Consider the following 19333-nt stretch of genomic DNA (forward strand, 5'->3'; position numbering starts at 1 on the left):
GCGTCGCATCAACCCTTCTTGTGCGGCGTGATCAGATATTTCGTGCCGGTGGCCTGCTTGCCGTACACCGCGATCTCGTCGAGCTGCAGCGCCTCGGCGAGCGTGACCTGCTTGGTGTAATGGCTGGCGAACGTAGTCTTCAATTCGGATGCGACACGCGCCTTGAGCTGGGCGGTGCCCTCCGGTCCGACTTTCTGCAGGAAGCCGAACAGCAGCCAGCCGCCCAGGCTCCAGGTCATGCCGAAGCTGCGGACGAGTTCGGTCGGCGAGCGGTCGAGGCCGCCGTAGATGTAGACCTGCTTGTGCACCGAGGATCCGTATCGGCTGTACTCGGGCGCACTCCGGTTCACCGCCGCTTCCATGCAGCTCAGGATCTGGCCCGCGAGCTTGCCGCCGCCGATCGCATCGAAGGCGATCGTCGCTCCGGTTGCGACCAGCGCATCGGTGAGGTCCTTCATGAACGTCGGCGCGCTGGAGTCGCAGATGTATTTCGCGCCGATCTCGCGCAGCACGGCCGCCTGCTCCGGCTTGCGCACGATGTTCACCAGGGGAACGTTCTCCTGCAGGCAGACGCGATTGAGCATCTGCCCGAGATTGGAGGCGGCCGCGGTGTGCACGAGCGCCTTGTGACCTTCGCGCCGCATCGTGTCGACCATGCCCAGCACCGTCAGCGGATTCACGAAGGCCGACGCGCCGTCCGACGCGCGCGTGCCTTCCGGCAGAACCAGGCACTGCGCTGCCTTGATGCCGCGGTGCTGCGCGTACATCGCACCACCGAGCATCGCGACGGTGCGCCCCATCAACGCCTGCGCGGCTGCCGAGGAACCGGCGGCGACGACGGTGCCGGCGCCTTCGTTGCCGACCGGCATCGACTGGTCGACGCGACCGGCCATGGCCCTGAGCCCCGCGGGAGGAACGGCGGCCGTCACGATCGGACGGTCCGCAGAACCTGTGGCCTTCGCCGTGGTGAGGTCGGCGGCACCGAACAGCAATCCGAGATCGGAGGGATTCAACGGCGAAGCCTCGACCCGCACGATCACTTCGTCGTCGGCGGGCGACGGCAGATCGATCTCGACCAGCGACAACTCGAGTTCACCCGCCGCCTTGATCAGCGAACGCAGTTGTAGGGTCTTGCCGGGTACGCCTGCGCTCATGTCCGTTCCTGTCGTCGATAAAGGGGGATGCCGCGGTCGAGTGTGCCACTCCCTGCCCCTGCCATCGTTCCCTCGATCGAGGGGCTTCGGATTTCGACGCCCGGATGACCCGGTGGCCGTTGGTATAGTCGAGCCACGACGACGCCGCATGCAGAGCGCGGCGTTGGGCTCCCGTCGATTCAGCCTCGAGGAGAAGCACGATGCTGCAGAAGATCCGGCGTGTGGTCACCGGCCACGACGCGCAAGGTCGCTCCACGATCCTGTTCGACGGCCCCGCGCCCACCGTCAAGGAAATGGATTCGATGCCGGGCCTGGGGCTCACCGACCTGTGGGAAACCAGCGGGGCTCCCGCCGACAACACGTCCGCGGAAGATGCTGCGCGGCGTCCGGTGCGACTGACGCCGCCGTCGACCGGCTCGCTGTTCCGCATCGTCGAATTTCCTCCCGATGCGGCGTGGCGCAGCACCGTGGACGCATCCGCCGCGTTCGATTCGATCGGCGCGGGCACCGCGCGCGATCATCACTCCGACGATCCGCTGCGTCACAAGACCGCGACCATCGACTACATCGTCGTGCTCAAGGGCGAGATCCACGCGATCGTCGACACCGGTGAGGTCCTGCTCAAGACCGGCGACGTGCTGATCCAGCGCGGCACGATGCACTCGTGGAGCGTGCGCGGAACCGAGTCCTGCCTGATCGCCGTGATCCTGGTCGGCGCCACGCCGGTCTGAGCACGTCGCCCCCATGACCGTTCGCCTCGTCGTGTTCCCGATCCTTGCCGCACTGGCGATTGCGCCCTGCTGGGCCGCCGCACCCGGCGCGGGCTGCGACGCGATTTCCGCGAAGGCAGAAACCGAGCAGGCGCACATGCGACCGGTCCAGAACCTGCGCGTCGTCGGCAGGGACCGGCTGCATTTCCACAAGGCGCCCGACGCGGCCTGCGCGACCAAGACCTATGTCGTCACCGGCGACGCCCTGCTCGGCTACTCGGAATGGAACGGCTGGTATTCGGTCCAGTACACGCATCCGAAGACCGGCGCGGTGCACAGCGGATGGATTCGTGGCGAGCGCGTCGAAGTGGTCGGCAGCATGGGATTGGTCGGCGACGATGCTGCGGCCAAGTCCGGCCTGCCCGCCGACGTGACGGCCTTCGTCGAACGCGCCGAAATGTGCGAGCACTTCGCCGGCGAGTTCAACGGCGACCAGTCGGAGCACGACCGCGAGGTCAACGCCACGATGACGAAGCTGCGCTGCGATGCCCTCGACGCGGATCGCGCCGGTCTGCGCAAGAAATATCGATCCAGCGAAAGCGTGCGCGATGCACTCGCGGAAGAACCGTAACGTTGCCGGCGTCGTTCACCTCGCCTGCCGATTGCATAATCGCGGCTGACACCTCCACCGCGAGACGCACGATGAGCGGGCCCTCTTCCCAGGTCGGTCGTTACTACCGCGTGCGGCGTTCGTTCGACGCGATGCGCGACAACTTCGTCGAAGGCGAACTGCTGATCTACGAGAGCAGCGCGTACAGCCGTTACGACGGCATCGCGGGCTACTTCTTCAAGCAGGTCGACCAGGTCGGCAGTCGCTGGTGGGATGTTCCCGACGACCAGCCGGCCGATCTGTGGCTCGAACTGTTCGAGGCCATGGACCCTCCGCCGGCATAGCTCGCACGAAGACGAGCGTCCGTCGCGCCACCGACTCGTGAATTTCGAATTCATCCGGACCGCAACGGGATGTGCCGTTCATACCTAGAGAGACGCCCTCTATCCCGGCGCGCCGACTTCGCCGTCCTGCTCGCCTAAAATTGTAGGACAACAGCGCGCATTGGAAGGAGCGAACACCATCATGTCAGCGAGTCAGAAGAGCACGGGCGCCAGAGCCGGAGTCGTGGATGCCGTCGTCATCGGAGCCGGCTTCGCCGGCCTCTACACCGTCTACCGCCTGCGCGAGATGGGCATTTCCTACCGCGCCTTCGAGCAGGGCGGCGGCGTCGGCGGCACCTGGTACTGGAACCGCTATCCCGGCGCGAGTTCGGATTCCGAGAGCTGGGTCTATTCGTTCACGTTCTCCAAGGAGCTCGAACAGGAGTGGACCTGGAGCTGCCGCTTCCCGGAACAGCCGGAGATCCTGCGCTACCTCGAGCATGTGGCCGATCGCTTCGACCTGAAGTCGCAATTCGACTTCGACACGCGGGTCAGCGGCGCGACCTACGACGAGGCCGGCGCGTGCTGGGTCGTCCAGACCAGCAGCGGCGAGACGGTGAAGGCGAAGTATCTGATCACCGCGGTGGGCTGCCTGTCCGCGGCGCAGGTTCCGAAGATTCCCGGCCTGGATCAATTCAAGGGCAAGTGGTACCACACGGGCCAGTGGCCTCACGAGGGCGTGGACTTCACCGGCAAGACGGTGGGCGTGGTCGGCACCGGCTCGTCCGGCATCCAGTCCATCCCGATCATCGCCAAGCAGGCCAGGCACCTGACGGTGTTCCAGCGCACGGCCAACTTCAGCGTGCCGGCGCGCAACGCCCCGCTGTCGAAGGATCGTGTCGATCAGCTCAAGCGCGACATCGGACAGATCCGCGAGACCTGCCGCTGGGCCAATATCGGCCAGCCCTACGATTTCCGTGATGCCGAGGCGCTCAAGGTGCCCGCCGCGGAACGCCAGCAGCAGTTCGAGGCCGACTGGCAGAAGGGCGGCTTCGAGTGGATGTTCGGCAGCTACAAGGACCTGCTCGCCGACCGCAATGCCAACGAGCTGGCCGCCGACTTCGTCCGCGACAAGATCCGCAGCATCGTCAAGAACCCCGACGTCGCGAACAAGCTGATCCCGAAGGGCTACCCGATCGGCACCAAGCGCCTGCCGCTGGACCAGAACTATTTCGAGACCTACAACCGCGACAACGTGGATCTCGTCGACGTGCGTGCGAATCCGATCGAAGCGATCGTCGCCGACGGCATCCGCACGAAGGACCAGACCTACAAGCTCGACGCCATCGTCTTCGCCACCGGCTTCGATGCGATGACCGGCCCGCTGACGCGCATCGGCATCCGCGGCCGCGGCGGCCAGAAGCTCGAGGACAAGTGGTCGCACGGTCCGCAGACGTATCTCGGTGTGGCGACACTCGGCTTTCCCAACATGTTCATGATCACCGGCCCGGGCAGTCCGTCGGTGCTCGGCAACATGCCGACGTCCATCGAGCAGCACGTCGAGTGGATCTGCGGCTGCATCTCGCACATCCAGAAGCAGGGCGCCTCGACGATCGAACCGACGCAGTCGGCCGAAGAGCACTGGGGCCAGCACGTCAAGGAACTCGCGGACGCCACGCTCTTCCCGCAGACCGACTCCTGGTACATGGGCGCGAACATTCCGGGCAAGCCGCGTGTGTTCCTTCCGTACATCGGCGGCTTCGGGACCTACCGCAAGCTCTGCAACGAGATCGCGGAAAAGGGGTACGAGGGGTTTTCGATCCGGTAGCGGCACGCATATCTTGGCTCCCTCTCTCCATGCGGCGTCATCGCATGGGAGAGGGAGACCAGCAAAGGCGTCGGGGGCATCACATCCAGGCCCGTCACGTGCGACAGTGCCTGGCATGAACGCCGCTCTTCCCACGATGCTGCTGGCCGGCCTGTTGACGGCCCTGCCCGCCCTGTCAGCGCCACCGCGCGCGAAGCCCGTCTCGATTCCGTTCGATCTCGAGGAAGGCAACATCGTCGTCCAGGTGGAACTGACGCCGGGGCGGCCATTGCCCTTCATCTTCGACAGCGGCCTGTCGGATGGAAACATCGTCTCGGCGGATGCGGCGCAGACGCTGCACCTGAAGATCACCGGCGAGGTCAACCTGCACGATGCCAGCGGCACGCCCAACGCGGCCAAGCTGACGACGATCCCGAGCGTGCGCGTCGGCGGCGCCGTCTTGCGCGACCAGACCTACGCGATCATCGACATCCCCGACGAGGTCACGGAACGTGACGAAGGCGAGGCGCCGATCGCAGGGTTTCTCGGCGCGCCGCTGATGCAGGACGCCGTCGTCTGCGTCGACTACCAGAAGAAGACGATGCAGCGCTGGAAGCGCGCGGACTTCGACGGCTCGACGCTCACCGCGGTGCCGATGCGGCTGCAGCACGGCCTGCCGGTGATTCGCGTGGGTATCGACGGGCGTTTCGCGACGCTGGCCGTCGACAGCGGGAACAACGGCGGCGTGCAGCTCTTCCCGTCCTTCGCCGACGAGAGCCTGCTGCGCAGCCGTTATCCGGACATGAAGATCCGCGAAGGCATGAGCGGCAGCGGCCAGCGCGTCCTGATCGTCAGCGGTGAGGCCGACGTGGTCGAAGTCGCGCCGGGCGTGGCCTTGCACAAGGTGCCACTGTCGTCGATGGCGCAGTCGTTCGATCCCGAATGGGAGATCGACGGACTCGTCGGCTCCGAATTCCTGTCGAGGCTGGATCCCTGCCTGGATCGGGACGGACAGCGGCTGCTGTGGGACGCCAGGAAGACCGCCCGCAACTGACGGCGCCGCGCCGACCGGGGCTTCCGGTGCGACGCGTTCCGGGCCAGCCGGATGCTGACGCAAGACGAACCCCTCGAACGACGGCGAGCCGGTCGTCGTCGCGACGAGCCGCCTTCACCGCCTCCGCAGGACCTGGCCGTGACCGGTCCTATGCGGCCTGGGGGCAACCGCCTGCCTTGATCACGCGCTCGGTCGAGGGCGGGTACTGCCCCAGCAGCGCGGCGGGACGCCTCGGCCGCACCAGCAATTCGCCGCCGCAGTTGGGGCAGCGGCCGCCGAGCACGCCGATCGCGCAATCGGCGCAGAACGTGCACTCGAAGGAACACATCCGCGCGTCGGCCGAGTCCGGCGGAAGGTCGGCATCGCAGCATTCGCAGTTCGGTCTGAGCTGAAGCATCTCGATCTCCTGGGTCATCGAATCAATCCGTGCCCGTCGCATCGCAGAGCCTTCCCGCATTCCGTCGCGGCTCCGTTGGCGGGGCGGCCGTGACGATGCGCCCCGGCCCTCGCGGGTTCAACTACCTGCAAGGTCAAGCGCGGCCCGCCCGCCTTTCACGACACGACGCCCTCAGGCCGAGAGGCTGCGCCCGATGATGATCTTCTGGATATCCGACGTGCCCTCGTAGATCTGGCACACGCGCACGTCACGATAGATGCGCTCCACCGGAAAGTCCTCGACATAGCCGTAGCCGCCGAACGTCTGGATCGCGGCCGAACACACCGCCTCGGCCGCCTCCGACGCGAACAGCTTGGCCATGCAGGCCTGGTCGAGGCAGGGCACGCCAGCATCCTTCATGCGCGCGGCCGAGAACACGAGTTGCCGTGCGGCCTCGAGCCGCGTCTTCGCATCGACGAGCCGGAAGCTCACGGCCTGGTGCTCGAGCAGGGACTTGCCGAAGGACTTCCGCTCCGCCGCGTAGCGGACCGCGGCATCGAGCGCGGCTTGCGCCATGCCCACGCTCTGCGACGCGATGCCGATGCGCCCGATCTCCAGGCTCGACAGCGCGATGCGATAGCCCTCGCCTTCCGCGCCGATCAGGTTCTCGGCGGAAACCTCGAGGTCGTCGAAGTTCAGCGAGCAGGTGTCGGATGCCTTCTGGCCGAGCTTGTGCTCGATCTTCGAAACGCTGTAGCCCTTCGCATCCGTCGGCACCAGGAATGCGGAGATGCCGCGCTTCGGGTTCTGCGGATCGGTGACGGCGAACACGATCACGTACTTGCCGATCTTGCCGCTGGTGATGAACTGCTTGGAGCCGTTGATGACGTAGCCGCCGGACTTCGCCACCGCCCGCGTGCGCAGAGCGCTGGCATCGGAACCCGCGTGGCTCTCGGTCAGCGCGAAAGCGCCGATGAATTCGCCGCGCGCGCCCGGGCGCAGCACCGCGTCCTTCTGTGCAGGCGAGCCGTAGCGTTCGAGGATCGCGCAGAACGGCGCGTTGTGGACGCTCATCACCGTCGACACTGCGCCGTCGCCCTCGGCCACCGCCATCAGCGCAGCGGCGTACGACACGTAATCCGCGCCGGCGCCGTCCCAGTCCGGCGACACCGTCATCCCGAGCAGGCCCATGCCGGCCAGGCCCTCGAACACTTCGGGTTCGATCGCCTGCGCCTTCTCGCGCGCGGCGGCGCCGGGAGCGAGCACTTCACGCGAGTAGCGCTGCGCGGTTTCGGAAATGAGTTGCTGGTCTTGGTTGAGCATGGTCCGGTGGGTGTCTTCAGCGGCCGCTGAACGTTGCGGGCCGCTTGGCAAGGAAAGCGCTGGCGCCTTCGCGGAAGTCCTCGGTCTTCGTCGCGGCCTTGAACGCCGCACGCTCGGCTTCGAGCTGGTCGTGCAGATCACGTTCGAACGCACGGTCCGCGAGCCGCTTGTACTGGCCGAACGCCCGCGTCGGGCCATTGGCGATCTTGCGCGCGAGCGCCTCGGCGGTGGCCGCGAGTTGGTCCGGCGCGACGACCTGGTTCACCAGACCCGCCTGCAAGGCGGCTTCCGCGTCCAGCGTCTCGCTGAGAAACAGGAACTGTGCGGCGCGGCGCATGCCGAGCACGCGAGGCAGGAAATACGTGCCGCCGAAATCCGGCGCGGCGCCGACGCGGTCGTACGCCATCAGGAAGCGCGTGCCGGTCGCGGCAACGACAAGATCGCAACTGCACATCAGCGAAAGCCCGGCACCGGCGACGGCGCCGTGCACGGCGGCGACCACCGGCGCATCGATGGCGCGCAGCGTCTCGGCCACCGGGTGCAGCGCATCCAGCAATTCGTCCGCGACATCGGCCGCCTTGTCGAAATCATCGGCGAAGCGCGACAGGTCGCCGCCCGCGACGAACGCGCGGCCCGCGCCGCGCAGGATCACGCAGCGTACGCGGGCATCGCCGCGCAGCGGCACGATGGCCGCATTCATCGCCTGCGCGAGCGGCACGTCGATGGCGTTGAGGACTTCGGGCCGGTTCATCGTGATCGTCACGATGCCGGTGCTGGGTTCGAGTTGGGATTCGACGAGGCTCATCTCGAAATTCTACGTTGCCCTGCAAGAGTGAGTGGGTTAGCTCGTGGCTTTGTCGCGACACTCAGGCGTTTTCACCGCAAAGGCGCAAAAGAAAAAGAAAGGACGCAAAGGTTTTACACAGAGCTTTCTCTGCGACCTCTCTTTTTCTTTTGCGCCTTTGCGGTGAAATTCTCCGTGCTCGAGACTCGGTAGCGAGGATCAGGGCGTCCCCGAAGGAACGAACTTGTCGGCATGGATGCGATCCGGCTGCACCCCCAGCGCGACGAGACACTTCTCCACCGCTTCGACCATCGCGAGGTTGCCGCACAGGAAGGCCGCGACATCACCGAAGTCCACGCCCAGCTTCTCGCCCAGCGCCGCCGTGACCAGGCCGCGCGGGCCGGTCCACGCGGAATCGGCGGGCTCGTGAGAAAGAATCGTCACGAGGCGCACACGATCGGGATAAGCCGCGAGGAGCTGATCGAGACGATCGTTGGCGAACATGTCCCCGGACGTGCGCACGCCGAACACGATCGTGAAACGCGCGACGCGGGACTTTTTCAGCCGGTCGCCGACGATCGACAGGATCGGCGCCAACCCGGTGCCGCCGGCCACGCACAGGCCGTCGCGGTCCGGGTCGTCGACGCCCATGATCCCGAACGGGCCTTCGATCCAGAACTTGCAGCCGGTGCGATCCTTCTCGAACAGCCATTCCGAGAATTGGCCACCGGGCAATCGCTTGACGAGGAATCCGACTTCTCCCGCGGGGGCACCTTCCTCGGGCGGCACGTCGTAGTACGAGTAGCTGCGCCGCGTGAACGAGCCGGACTCGGCGATCGTGCAGTACTGCCCGGCGTTGAAGTGCACCGGCGCATCGAGGGCCAGGCGCAGGTCGATCACGTCGCCTGCCAGCCGCTGCCAGCGGACCACGCGCGACGCCACGGTGCGCACCGGCAGCAGCGCGTGGCGGCCGAGCTTGGCTTCCACCACCAGCGATTCACGGACCTTGGCCTGGCAGGCCAGCACGTAACCCGCCTCGATCTCTTGGTTGGTCAGCGGCGAGAGCGCGAGGTCGACCATCGGGCTGACGCGGCCGGATAGCACGCGGGTCTTGCACGATCCGCACACGCCGACGCGGCAGTTGTGCGGATAGTCGACGCCCTGCTCGATCGCCGCCTTCAGCAGCAGATCGTTGCGCCTGATGTCGAAGATTTCCTCGCTGCCGTCCTTGCCACGCACGGTGACGCGGCACAGGTCGGCACGGGCGGGCGCCGTCGCAGCTCGTTCCTTGATCATCGCGTCGATCAGGCGGCGATGCGGGCTGCCGTCATGTTCCAGACGTCGGCCGGCAGGTCGCGCGCCGGATCGGGCGAGTTCAGTTCATGCCATCCGGCGCGCTCGTTCTCGCGGCGCGCGATCTCGCGCTCCTGCGGCGAGGCGTAGTGCGTGTCCCAGTGCTTGAGCAGCGGCTTGATCATCATGAAGAACAGCGGTGGCACCAGCGCGAGCAGGACCACCAGCAGGAACTGCGGCTGCACCGGTCCGTTGGTGTCGGGCTCGAGCTTGTAGAACGGCTTGTAGCTGTCCTCGTGATGCCCGGCGTGGTTGGTGATCTCCAGCGCCAGGATGCGCACCATCGGCGTGATGTGATTCCACGTCTGGTGTTTTTCGAAGCGGCCCGGCGTCGCCGAGATCAGGCCGTAGTGGTTCACGTAGTTGAACACCTCGAGCAGCATGCGCGGTCCGAGCAGCAAGGTCAGGATCGCGAGCAGGGCGCCCATTAAGCCGCCGAGCGCATAGAGGATGGCGGTGAACGCGACCAAGGTGGCCGCCTTGTAGACCCAGGCGTTTCGCGGGTCGTACCACTGGCGTCCGCGCTTGGTCCACATCATCTTCTCGAGGTGATACGCCTCCTTCCACTGCCCCGGGAAGGTGCGCAGGATGTGGCCATAGACGGTGTCGCCGCGACGTGCGTAATCCGGGTCGTCGGGCGTGGCCACGCGCATGTGGTGCGTCACCACGTGCGTGATCTCGCGCCAGGGATCGTAGATCAGGCACTGGCCGATACGGCCGAGCCAGCGCAGCACGAATTCCTCGCGATGGAACAGCTCGTGCACCGGCGGCGCGCCGATCACGAAGCCGATGAACAGCGTGCCGACGAAGGCGCCGACCGACGCCGAGGTGGTGGCGAAGTGGCCCTGCCCGACCAACCAGCTGAAGAAGAAGATGTTGACGAAGCTGGCGATCACGGTCATCGCGCAGATGACGTCGTAGATGCGCACGTAACGCTGGTCGCGCATCGAGTAGTCGCGCGGCAGGTAGGCGTCGATGAAGAGCACGCCGAGCAGGACGGCCATGCCCAGCCAGACGTAGTTTCCGCCCAGCCACAGCCCGTAGGCGTGGACGGCGAGGATGGCGGGGGACAGCAGGTATTTCGTGTAGTCCAGCATGGGTCGCCTCCTGCGGATCGGCCTTCGTTCGGGCCTTCGTCAGCGTGGATCCTGACCCGGACTCGTATCCGGCGACCCAACCCATAGTCTGGCGCTGCGCAGCCCCGTAGCCCGGGTGCAACCCGGGAGCGGCTCGATTGGCGAGGGGAACCCCGGGTTGCACCCGGGCTACGGGGGCCGGATCAGCGGGCCAGCATGTTCAGGGATTTGGCGCGGGCCAGGGCGGCCGATCGGCTGGACACGCCGAGCTTCGTGTAGAGGTTGTAGAGGTGCCATTTCACGGTGGCCACCGAGACGCTGAGCCGGTCCGCAAGCTGCTGGTTGGACAGGCCCGCTTCGATCAGGCTCAGCAGTTCCAGTTCACGTGCGGTCGGGGTCTCCAGCAGCGGCTTATCCCCCTGCGAAGGATCCATCTGGCCCAGCAACCCCGAATGACCGATCGGCAGGCCTCGGCAGATCTGCGCGAAGAAACGCCGCTCCTCCTCGTGCGCGAAACCCCAGGCCTGCGGCTTGGTGTCGTTGACCAGGCCGGCGATCAGGTCGCTGCGATCGCGAAACGGCCGCAGGATCCCGCGTCGCGCCGCCAGGCTCACGGCGCGCGCGAGATGCTTGGTGGCGGACTGCGGACGATGGGAACACAGCGCGATGGCGGTCTCCGACAGCGCGAGCTCCGTCAGCCGTGCGATACGCCCTTCCTTCTTGGCCAGTCGCGTCTCGTCGGCGATCAGGACCTCGGCCTGCTTGAGCTGGCCGCCGGCGATCAGCAGGTCGATCTCCGCCGCCGTCCACGCCTCGCGGACACGGGCCGTGTCGAGACCCTCGACCATCGCGCGGCGCTCGGACCCGGCTCCCGGCAATCCGATCTGCGTGGCCTCCGCACGCGCGTCCTCGAGACGGCCCAGACGCACGAGGCGCTGCACCAGCATGCAGGACAGCATCAGGCCCATTCGCGGCGCATAGCCGCTCGCGATCTCGCGCAGCTGCGCAATGGAAATGCCGTCGTCGTCGCGACCCGACCACAGCTTGACCGCCGCATCGAGGCCCACCGCCGCGGTGTCGACGATGCCGTGCGTGTGGGTCCAGCGCAGGCCTTGCGACAACAGGCCACGCGCCTCGTCGTCGAGGCCCATCTCGACCGCGCACTTCGCGGCGGCCAGCGCGATCGTGCCGGTGATGGCGGCGCTGTCGCCGAGCGTGGCGCGCGAGCGTGAAAGTGACGCGAGCAGGTCGTTGTGGACCCCCGCGTAGTCGCCCTCGTATACCGACACGATGGCGTTGAGCAGCGATACCCAGCCCATGCCGTACGCGCTGCTGGCCTGCGCGATGGCGGCCTGCGCGATGCGCATCGCCTGCCGCGCCTCGACGAAACGATGTTCGCTGCACAGCGAAATGCCGTGCGCGCAGGCCACCGTCGCCGTATTGAACGGATCGTCGGCGCCGCGCGCGGCCATCCAGCGCGTGGCCAGTTCGAGGGCGTCGGCGAGACGATCGGTGTACGTGTCGATGCAGATGCGGATCACCTCGACGCGACGCTTCAGGTCAGCCAGCTGCGTGGCATCGCGGCCCGCCTGTTGCTGCTGGGCGATGCGTCGGGCGAGGCGTTCGTTCTGCTGTCGCGCGGTGTCGTAGCGCCGGTGGAACACCAGCGCCCAGACGTACCAGAAGTCGGCCTCCCAGCCGATCTCGTGACCGTCGCCACGCAGCTTCTCGACCCACTCGATGTAGCGCCGCAGGTCGCCGCGATCGCGCACGAACATCGCGGCGACGCGCTCGAGCATCGCGCTCGCCAGGTCCGCCGACTCCGCGCGTAGCGCGTAATCGATGGCGTCTTCCCACAGGCCATTGCGCTCGCACCACTCGGCCGCGCGCTCCAGCACCTGGCGGCGTCGCGCCGCGTCGAGCGATCGCTGGCCTTCCTCGATCAGGAATTCGCGGAACAGGCCGTGCAACCGATACCAGCTCCGCTTGCGATCCAGCGGGATCATGAAGACGTTGCGATTCAGCAGCACCCCGAGATGGCGCGCGGCCTCCTCGTCTCCGGTTGCATGGCGGCACAAATCCGAACAGAAACTGCGCAGCGGTCCGATCTCGACCAGGAAGCGCCGCGCCTCGGGCGCGAAGCCCGCGAGCGCCTGCCGATTGAGCAGTCCGGAAAGGTCTTCGTCGGCGCCGGAAAAACGGGCGAGCGCCTCGAGCGGCCGCTCGGACGAACTCAGGATGATCTGCGCCAGCCGCACGGCCGCCGGCCAGCCCTCGGTCTGTTCGAGGATGGTCTCCACCGCGCCATCGCCGAGTTGCCCGCACAGCTCCGCACCGAACAGGTCACGCACGTCCTGTGCATGCAGGCTCAGTTCCGCAAAACGGATGTCGCGCAGACGGCCCTCGAGCTTGGCGCGCGCCAGGTTCATCGGCACTTCCGAAGTGCTCGAGAACAGGAAGCTCACCGACGACGGCGTGCGGAACACGAGCCGGTCCAGCAGATACCCGAGCGTCTCGTCGGTGCAGTAACCCAGATTGTCGATCAGGATCAGCGAGGGATCCGGCAGATGCGCCATCGCGTCGAGCAGATGCGCGACGCGGTTCTCCATCGGCTCGTCACCGCGGATCAGCGCCTGCGTGGGGTGCACCTGCGCCTGCGGGTCTCCGAGCCCGGCCTCGAGCAGGCTCAGCAGGCGCTCGACGGAATCGTCGCGATCGTCGAGTGCAATCCAGTAGCTGCGCACGCCCTGGGCCTTCAGCGCCGCGAACACGGCCGACGCGAACACCGTCTTGCCGTAGCCGGTGGGGGCGACCAGCGTCGTGAGCTTCGCGGGCGGACGCGGCTCGCGCGTCAGCGTGTCCAGCAGCGCCGTGCGGACCAGCGGAAACGAGAAACCGGGTGGTTCTGCCCCGCCCTCGCGCGTCTCCTGCAAACGTGCCTGGGCGGTCTTCGCGAGGTCTTTACCCATCCGGACCTGCCCTGCCTTGGGGAAGCGCGATTGTATGCGCTTGCGACGCCGCCCTTCGCGCGCCCGTAGCCGGGGCCAAGCCCGGGGTTTTCCTCGCAAACCGGAACGCGACCCCGGACTTCGTCCGGGCTACGGTGGGGCTCAGGCGGCGACGGCGCTGCGCGTGCGCGTCAGCCGGAACTTCTGGTAGCCATTGGCCGCCGCGTTCTCACAGGTGTCCCGGTAGGCCGGGAACCCGCCCATGTAGATCAGCACGCGACGCGGCTTGCCGGGAATGTTGTCGCCCATGTACCAGGTGTTCGATCGCGACAGCAGGGTCATCGCGCCGATCTCGTCGGCATGCGCGCCCCACTCCTCCTCGGCTTCCGAGGTCACGTCGATGCAGTCGGCGCCGTGGCTGGCCATGAAGTCCAGGCAGCGCTCGATCCAGGCGGCCTGATATTCCGCGAGCTGGATCGGGGCGAAGACGGCGCTCGGACTGCCCGGACCGTTCATGTAGATCATGTTCGGGAAACCGCTGCTCATCAGACCTGCAAACGTGCGAAGCCCGTCGGCCCAGTGCTGGCGGATGGTCTCACCGCCACGACCGCGGATGTCGATGCGGTCCAGGGCGCCGGTCAGCGCATCGAAGCCGGTGGCGTAGACGATGACGTCGCATCGATGGAGCGCACCGTCCTGCATCCGGATTCCATCGGGCGCGATGCCGGCGATGCCGGTCTCGCGCAGATCGACCAGGCGAACGTTGTCGCGGTTGTAGGTCTCGTAATAGCCGGTGTCCGCGCACAGACGCTTGGTCAGGATCGGATACGTCCGGGGCGTGAGCTTCTCCGCGAGTTCGGGATCGCGCACGCGCTCGCGGATCTTGCCGCGGACATATTCGGCGCAGCTCTCGTTGGAGGCGGCGTCGGTGAGCAGATCCTTGTAGGCGTTGTAGAACGACAGCCCGCCCGCCGCCCAGCGCCGGTCGTATTCGGCCCGACGCTCCGCGTCGCTGACCTCCATGGCGCCCTGGGTCGGATTCGGCTTGTCGAGAAAATGCAGGCCGACGAATCCTGCCAGCGATTCGCTCTCGACCTTGCGCAGGCCCGCGTAATCCGCCTTGATGCGTCGCTGGTGATCGTCGTCCATTGGCGCATTGCGTGCCGGGATGGCGAAGACCGGCGTGCGCTGGAACACCGTCAGATGCGCCGCGACCTTGGCGATTTCCGGGATGCACTGAACGGCGGAAGACCCGGTGCCGATCACGCAGACGCGCTTGCCTTCGAGCTCCACGCCTTCCTTGGGCCACAGGCCCGTCTGCACCTGCAGACCGCGGAAGCTCTCGGCGCCTTCGAAGTAGGGACGATTGGGCGCGGACAGCAGGCCGGTGGCCATGATGCAGAAGCGCGCGCTGACCTTCTCGCCGGCTTCGGTGGTCACGTCCCAGCGATGCGATTCCTCGTCGAAGATCGCCGAGACGATGCGCGCGTTGAAGCGGATGTGCGGCCGCAGGTTGAACTTGTCGGTGACGTATTCAGCGTAACGCTGCAGTTCCGGCTGCGCCGCGTAGCGCTCCGACCAGCGCCACTCCTGCTCCACCTCACTGGAAAACGAGAACGAATACTCGAGGCTCTCCAGATCGACACGCGCACCGGGATACCGGTTCCAGTACCAGGTGCCGCCGACGGCGCTGCCGGCCTCGTAGAGGCGGACCGATCGTCCTTTCTGCAGCGAACTATGGAGCATCTGCAGACCGGCGAAGCCGGCGCCGACGATCAACACTTCGAGCTCTTGCGCAGCCTTCTGGGAATCCGCCATGTCTCTTCCTCCACGCACACGATCATGAGGTTCGTGACCGGATCGGATGACCGTCGTGACCCGGTTCGGCGCGGGCAGCGCAGAAGCCCCTGCCCGTCGCTCGCGGTCGAGTATGTTGGCGTCGCTCGGCACGCGGGTATGAGGATGGGCCCCTATCGGCGACCCCCATCCGGGGGATCGTCCCGCTTCGAACGTTGCGGAGTTTTTACGGCCAGGCAGGCGATCCCCGCACGCCGCTAGCCCGTCATGTCGCGGCCGAAGATGTGCCGCGCGATGACCCAGTTCTGGATCTCGTTGGCGCCTTCGTAGATCTCGCCGATCTTCGCGTCGCGGTAGATCGACTCCAGCGGGAAGTTCTGTCCCGGACCGGACAGCGTCTTGACGAAGCCGTAAGCGCCGCAGACCTGGATGGCATCGCGTGCCACGTCGCAGGCCAGCCGCGAGCCGGCGATCTTGGCCATCGCGGCCTCGATGTCGGCGCCGCCTTCCTTGTCGTAGCGCATTGCGGCTTTCTGATAGAGCCCGCGCGCCATCTCGATCTGCAGCGCGTGCTCGGCGAAGCGGAACTGCCAGATCTGGAAGCGCGCGAGTTCCTTGCCGAAGACCTTGCGCTGCGTCATGTAGTGCGTCGAAAAATCGAACGCCGCCTGCGCCATCGCCACGCCGATCGCGCCGATTCCCATGCGACCGAGCACGAGCGCACCGATGGCGGTTCGCAGGCCGCCGCCTTCCTTGCCGACGACGTGATCGTCCGCGACGAACACGTCCTTGAAATCGACGTCCGCCGTGAGCTGCACGTGGTTGCCCATCTTCAGGTCCGGCGCCGACACGCTGACACCCGGATCGTGCATGTCGGCGAGCAGCATCGTCAGCGTCTCGCCGGTACGACACAGCACGACGATCAGATCGCCGACCGGCGAGTTCGTGATCCAGCGCTTCTTCCCGTTGATGCGATAGCCGCCGTCGACCTTGGTCGCGATCGTCTGCACCGACTTCACGGACAGATCCGTGCTCGCTTCAGGCTCGCTCGTGGCGAAGCAGCCGACGAACTCGCCCTTGATCAGCTTCGGCAGGTACAGATTGCGCAGCGCCGGCTGCGCCCGTTCGAGCGTCTTGCCAACGAGAATCGCCTGGCCGTCGTACAGCGCCGAGGCCAGGCTCGGCGAGTAGTAGCCGAGTTCTTCGAGCACGGTCGCCGTGGCGAGCGTCGGGAACTCGAGCCCGAGTCCGCCGACGTCGGCCGGATACGGAATCTTGTACAAGCCGGCCTTGGCCATCGCGTCGAATTCGGCGCGGGCAAAGCTCTCCTTCGACTCCGGCGTGGTGTTGAGCCGATGCGCGACCGGGCGCACGACGTCGTCGCAGAACTGCCGCACTTCCTTGCGTACGCGACGCGTCTCTTCGGGGACGAAGAAATCGCTGTAGAGCGCATCGGCACGGCGGGGCGGGCAATTCATGACGGAGTTCTCGAGGGAAGTCTCGTCACCCTAGCGGCCGGGCACGGTCGGGCAACCCGACTTTCGACGGGCGGCGTGCGAAGGTTTGCCCGTCACGCCAAAAAACCGCGGAAACCTTCCGGTATCATTCGCGTCCGCCCGGCGCCCCGTCGCTCGCGGCGGACCCTTGGGGGTCGTTAGCTCAGTCGGTAGAGCAGTTGGCTTTTAACCAATTGGTCGATGGTTCGAATCCATCACGACCCACCATCCAGATTCTTTTCGCTGCTCCCCGCAGCGCGCCGTGGGTCTCAGGCGTATCGCGTAGGGTCTGCGATGCCGGCGGCGATGAAGCCTTCGACGCGCAAGCGGCAGGAATCGCAGCGACCACAGGCACGGCCTTCGTCGTCGGCGCTGTAGCACGACACCGTCTGCGCGAAGTCCACGCCCAGTTCGGTGCCTTTCTCGACGATCTGCTTCTTGCTCCAGTACTGCAACGGAGCGTGGATCCGAAAGCCCCTGCCCTCCACGCCCGCCCGCGTCGCCAGATCGGCCAGACGTTCGAAAGCCTGAATGAATTCAGGCCGGCAATCCGGGTAGCCGGAGTAGTCGACGGCATTGACGCCAATGAACAGGTCGGACGCGCCGAGCACCTCGGCCCAGCCGAGCGCGAGCGACAGGAACAAGGTGTTGCGCGCCGGCACGTAGGTGACCGGAATGCCGGTAGAAGGCGACTGCGGGACCGCGATGTTCCGATCGGTCAGCGCGGAACCCCCGACGACGTCCAAATCGACGTGCATGACCTGATGTGCGCTGGCGCCCAGTTGAGTGGCCACACGCGCAGCGGCTTCGAGTTCGATCAGGTGACGCTGGCCGTAGGCGACCGACAAGGCGTAAGCATCGAAACCCTGCGTCTTCGCAATGGCCAGCACGGTGGCTGAATCCAGCCCTCCCGATAGCAGCACCACGGCTCTTGGCTTGGCGCCCGACATGACCGTACTCATCGTCCTCTGGCCTCAATATCCTGCGACGTTGCCCCACAGGATCTTGTGGAGCTGCATCTGGAAGCGGACCGGGAGGCGATCCTCGACGATCCACCTGGCCAGCTCTGCGGGCTCGATCTGGCCGTGGCTGGGCGACAGCAGCACGGTGCATCGCTGCGCCAGCGCGCGGGCCGCGATCAGCTCGCGCGCCCATTCGTAATCGGCGCGGCTGCAGACGACGAACTTGATCTCGTCGGCCGGCGTCAGCAGATCGAGATTGCCCAGCAGGTTGCGCAACGCTTCGCCAGAGCCCGGAGTCTTGACGTCGACGATGCGCGACACGCGCGGATCGACCCGAGAGACGTCGAGCGCCCCACTGGTTTCGAGTGAAACGGAGAGGCCCCTGTCGCACAAGGCGCGAAGCAGATCGAGGCAGGTGCGTTGGGCAAGCGGCTCGCCGCCGGTGACGCAGACATGCCGCACACCGTAGCTTTCAACTTCCGCCAGGACCTCATCCAGGTCCCGCGACTGTCCGCCGTGGAAGGCGTACGCGGTGTCGCAGTAGCTGCACCGCAACGGACAGCCGGTGAGGCGCACAAATACAGAGGGCAAACCGACGCGCGTCGATTCGCCCTGAAGGGAAACAAAGATTTCGGTGATCCGCAGCCGCCGGGACTGGGTACCCGCCTCGCGACCCGTCGCCGCAGGCGCAGGGGCCGCGTCGTCCATGCCCGCGTTAACCGCCGAGCTGGTCGAGCTTCTGCTTGGCCAGGTTTGCCGCGTTGGCGCTCGGGTATTCGCGAATCACACGCTGCAAGGCAGCTTTCGCTTCAACCGGACGCTTGAGTTCGACCTGCGCCAGGCCCAGCTTGTAGAGGCCATCTGCAACCTTGGGGCTCGACGGGAAACCGGACACCAGTGACTGGAAGCTGTTGGCGGCACCGGCGAAGTCCTTCTTCACCATCTGCGCCTCACCCATCCAGTACCAGCCGTTGTCGGCATATCGACCCTGGGGCCACTGGTCGAGCATTCCGCGGAAGCCTCTGACGGCTTCGTCGTACTTGCCGTTCTTCAGCTGATCGAACGTACCGAGATAGGCACGCTCTTCTTCAGGCGTGGCAACGGTGGCCTTCGGCGTCGCCGCCGGAGCCAGCGTACCCGGCGAACTGGTCGCCATCGTTCCCGAAGCGCCTGCGGGCGCGGCAGCGGCAGCCGCGCCACCCGCCTCGATCTGGCCAAGACGGCGATCGAGGTTTGCGAACAATTCCTTGGTGCTGCGATCCCGGTTATCCAGATCGAAGCGGATCTTCTCGATGTCACCCCGCAGGAACCGGACCTCGTCCCGGATACGGGTGAGGTCCTGGTCGGTCTGCGACTGGTTCATCGAATCCATCCGGCGCACCAGCTGCGCCGTCTTGGTTTCAACGTCCTGCAGCCGGCGTTCGGCCGGCGACAGGGCGGTGCTATTGGAGCTGCTGATCGGTCCGCCGAAATCCGAAGCACATCCGCTCGCCGTGAAGGCCAGACCGATGGCAAGGGTAATTCCGGAAATTCGACGAACCGTCATGGCAGAAGTCTCCT

17 protein-coding genes and 1 tRNA gene are annotated in these 19333 nt (G+C 66.4%); 6 read left to right on the top strand and 12 right to left on the bottom strand.

Translation table 11 applies throughout. The features are described from left to right. Positions 1 to 8 precede the first annotated feature (8 nt). Complete coding sequence (locus DFR24_RS06535) at positions 9 to 1154, bottom strand: zinc-binding dehydrogenase (protein WP_133880495.1); 1146 nt, start codon at positions 1152 to 1154, stop codon at positions 9 to 11. 200 nt (positions 1155 to 1354) lie between these two features. Between DFR24_RS06535 and DFR24_RS06540 the strand changes: the two genes are divergently transcribed. The 5 genes from DFR24_RS06540 to DFR24_RS06560 all read left to right on the top strand — a co-directional run bounded on the left by DFR24_RS06540 (position 1355) and on the right by DFR24_RS06560 (position 5658). Beyond that, a complete protein-coding gene (locus tag DFR24_RS06540) occupies positions 1355 to 1885 on the top strand; it encodes a cupin domain-containing protein (RefSeq protein WP_133880496.1) in 531 nt (176 codons plus the stop codon). 13 nt (positions 1886 to 1898) lie between these two features. After that, on the top strand, positions 1899 to 2495 hold the full coding sequence (locus DFR24_RS06545; RefSeq protein ID WP_133880497.1) for a hypothetical protein: 597 nt from the start codon (positions 1899 to 1901) through the stop codon (positions 2493 to 2495). Between the two features lie 71 nt (positions 2496 to 2566). Then, entirely contained in the window at positions 2567 to 2818 is a 252-nt protein-coding gene (locus DFR24_RS06550) for a hypothetical protein (protein WP_133880498.1), read from the top strand. A gap of 181 nt (positions 2819 to 2999) precedes the next feature. Then, on the top strand, positions 3000 to 4625 hold the full coding sequence (locus DFR24_RS06555) for a flavin-containing monooxygenase (RefSeq protein WP_133880499.1): 1626 nt from the start codon (positions 3000 to 3002) through the stop codon (positions 4623 to 4625). Positions 4626 to 4740: 115 nt separating this feature from the next. Further along, entirely contained in the window at positions 4741 to 5658 is a 918-nt protein-coding gene (locus tag DFR24_RS06560) for an aspartyl protease family protein (protein WP_133880500.1), read from the top strand. A gap of 148 nt (positions 5659 to 5806) precedes the next feature. Here the strand turns inward: DFR24_RS06560 and DFR24_RS06565 are convergent, their stop codons facing one another. The 8 genes from DFR24_RS06565 to DFR24_RS06600 all read right to left on the bottom strand — a co-directional run bounded on the left by DFR24_RS06565 (position 5807) and on the right by DFR24_RS06600 (position 16793). After that, on the bottom strand, positions 5807 to 6055 hold the full coding sequence (locus tag DFR24_RS06565) for a DUF1272 domain-containing protein (protein WP_133880501.1): 249 nt from the start codon (positions 6053 to 6055) through the stop codon (positions 5807 to 5809). A 171-nt stretch (positions 6056 to 6226) separates the two neighbouring features. Continuing rightward, complete coding sequence (locus tag DFR24_RS06570; protein ID WP_133880502.1) at positions 6227 to 7357, bottom strand: acyl-CoA dehydrogenase family protein; 1131 nt, start codon at positions 7355 to 7357, stop codon at positions 6227 to 6229. Positions 7358 to 7373: 16 nt separating this feature from the next. Next, positions 7374 to 8162: an enoyl-CoA hydratase/isomerase family protein gene (locus DFR24_RS06575; RefSeq protein WP_133880503.1), complete on the bottom strand. Its 789-nt coding sequence runs from the start codon at positions 8160 to 8162 to the stop codon at positions 7374 to 7376. A gap of 198 nt (positions 8163 to 8360) precedes the next feature. Beyond that, a complete protein-coding gene (locus DFR24_RS06580; RefSeq protein WP_133880504.1) occupies positions 8361 to 9437 on the bottom strand; it encodes a 2Fe-2S iron-sulfur cluster-binding protein in 1077 nt (358 codons plus the stop codon). An 8-nt stretch (positions 9438 to 9445) separates the two neighbouring features. Then, a complete protein-coding gene (locus DFR24_RS06585; RefSeq protein ID WP_133880505.1) occupies positions 9446 to 10591 on the bottom strand; it encodes a fatty acid desaturase in 1146 nt (381 codons plus the stop codon). A gap of 182 nt (positions 10592 to 10773) precedes the next feature. Beyond that, positions 10774 to 13539, bottom strand: a complete 2766-nt coding sequence (locus tag DFR24_RS06590; RefSeq protein ID WP_133880506.1) for a LuxR C-terminal-related transcriptional regulator — start codon at positions 13537 to 13539, stop codon at positions 10774 to 10776. Between the two features lie 141 nt (positions 13540 to 13680). Beyond that, complete coding sequence (locus tag DFR24_RS06595; protein ID WP_133880507.1) at positions 13681 to 15336, bottom strand: flavin-containing monooxygenase; 1656 nt, start codon at positions 15334 to 15336, stop codon at positions 13681 to 13683. A 236-nt stretch (positions 15337 to 15572) separates the two neighbouring features. Further along, entirely contained in the window at positions 15573 to 16793 is a 1221-nt protein-coding gene (locus DFR24_RS06600) for an acyl-CoA dehydrogenase family protein (RefSeq protein ID WP_133880508.1), read from the bottom strand. Positions 16794 to 16963: 170 nt separating this feature from the next. Here DFR24_RS06600 and DFR24_RS06605 point away from each other — a divergent pair. Continuing rightward, positions 16964 to 17039: transfer RNA gene (locus DFR24_RS06605), tRNA-Lys, on the top strand. 41 nt (positions 17040 to 17080) lie between these two features. On the opposite strand, the gene queC is transcribed toward DFR24_RS06605, so the two are convergent. The 3 genes from queC to ybgF are packed head-to-tail and all read right to left on the bottom strand — an operon-like array spanning position 17081 to position 19319. After that, positions 17081 to 17773, bottom strand: coding sequence for a 7-cyano-7-deazaguanine synthase QueC (gene queC, locus DFR24_RS06610; RefSeq protein WP_246051534.1), 693 nt, complete (start codon positions 17771 to 17773; stop codon positions 17081 to 17083). A gap of 12 nt (positions 17774 to 17785) precedes the next feature. Next, positions 17786 to 18481 (bottom strand): 7-carboxy-7-deazaguanine synthase QueE, encoded by a 696-nt coding sequence (gene queE, locus DFR24_RS06615; RefSeq protein ID WP_133880509.1) that lies wholly within the window; start codon positions 18479 to 18481, stop codon positions 17786 to 17788. A gap of 7 nt (positions 18482 to 18488) precedes the next feature. Continuing rightward, positions 18489 to 19319 carry a tol-pal system protein YbgF gene (ybgF, locus tag DFR24_RS06620; RefSeq protein ID WP_133880510.1) on the bottom strand — a complete coding sequence of 277 codons (831 nt, stop codon included), beginning with the start codon at positions 19317 to 19319 and terminating at the stop codon, positions 18489 to 18491. Positions 19320 to 19333: the final 14 nt, after the last annotated feature.

The sequence above is a fragment of the Panacagrimonas perspica genome, assembly GCF_004364935.1.
GTDB lineage: Bacteria > Pseudomonadota > Gammaproteobacteria > Nevskiales > Nevskiaceae > Panacagrimonas > Panacagrimonas perspica.